Below are 1313 nucleotides of genomic sequence, written 5' to 3' on the forward strand. Positions count from 1 at the left end.
CACACCCCCATCCGTCGCACCAAGATCGTCGCCACCCTGGGCCCGGCCAGCGACCGGGAGGGGGTCCTCGAGGCGATGCTCGAGGCCGGCGTCGACGTGGTGCGCCTCAACTTCTCCCACGGCAGCCCCGATGACCACCGCCGCCGCCTCGAGCGGGTCCGCGCCATCGCCGAGCGCCTGGGCAGAAGCGTCGCCGCCCTGGGTGACCTGCAGGGCCCCAAGATCCGCATCGCCCGCTTCAAGGCGGGCAGCGTGGAGCTCGAGGAGGGGCAGTCCTTCATCCTCGACATGGGCCTGGGCAGCGACCAGGGCGACGAGACCCGCGTCGGCTGCGACTACAAGACCCTGGCCGATGACGTCGGCCCCGGCGACCGCCTGCTGCTCGACGACGGCCGGGTGGTGCTCGACGTCAACCGGGTCGCCGACCACCTGATCCACACCAGCGTGGTGGTGGGCGGCACGCTCTCCAACAACAAGGGCATCAACAAGCAGGGCGGCGGCCTCTCGGCCCCGGCCCTCACCGACAAGGACAAGGCCGACCTGGAGACCGCCGTGGCGATCGGCGTCGACTACCTGGCGATCTCCTTCCCGCGCAGCGCCGCCGACATGGCCGAGGCCCGCGAGCGGCTCGGCGAGGCGGGCCGCGAGATCGGCCTGGTGGCCAAGCTCGAGCGCGCCGAGGCGGTGGCCGACGACGAGACGCTGGACGCCATCATCCGCGCCAGCGAGGCGGTGATGGTGGCGCGCGGCGACCTGGGCGTGGAGATCGGCGACGCCGCGCTGATCGGCACCCAGAAGCGCATCATCAAGCACGCCCGCACGCTGAACCGCGCGGTGATCACCGCCACCCAGATGATGGAGTCGATGATCGAGGCCCCGCTGCCCACCCGCGCCGAGGTGTTCGACGTCGCCAACGCGGTGCTCGACGGCACCGATGCGGTGATGCTCTCCGCCGAGACCGCCGCCGGCGACTTCCCGGTGGAGACCGTCGAGGCCATGGACCGGGTCTGCCTGGGCGCCGAGCGCGAGCGGCGCATCCAGGAGTCGGGCCACCGCATCCACGAGGGCTTCTCGCAGATCGACGAGACCATCGCGCTCTCCGCCATGTACGCCGCCAACCACCTCGCCGGGGTGGCCGCCATTGCCTGCATGACCGCCTCCGGGTACACGCCGCTGATCGCCTCGCGGATCAGCTCGGGGCTGCCCATCGTCGGCCTGGCCCACAACCCGGTGGCCCAGCGGCGCATGGCGCTCTATCGCGGGGTGGTCTCGCTGCCCTTCGACACCAGCGAGATGTCGGCCGCCGAGCTCAA

1 protein-coding gene is annotated in these 1313 nt (G+C 71.9%); it reads left to right on the top strand.

The annotated features are described in order from the left end of the window. On the top strand, positions 1-1313 hold a 1313-nt coding region (gene pyk / locus DFP85_RS18780), incomplete at both ends, for a pyruvate kinase (protein WP_243737350.1).

The organism is Halomonas ventosae, from assembly GCF_004363555.1.
Lineage (GTDB): Bacteria > Pseudomonadota > Gammaproteobacteria > Pseudomonadales > Halomonadaceae > Halomonas > Halomonas ventosae.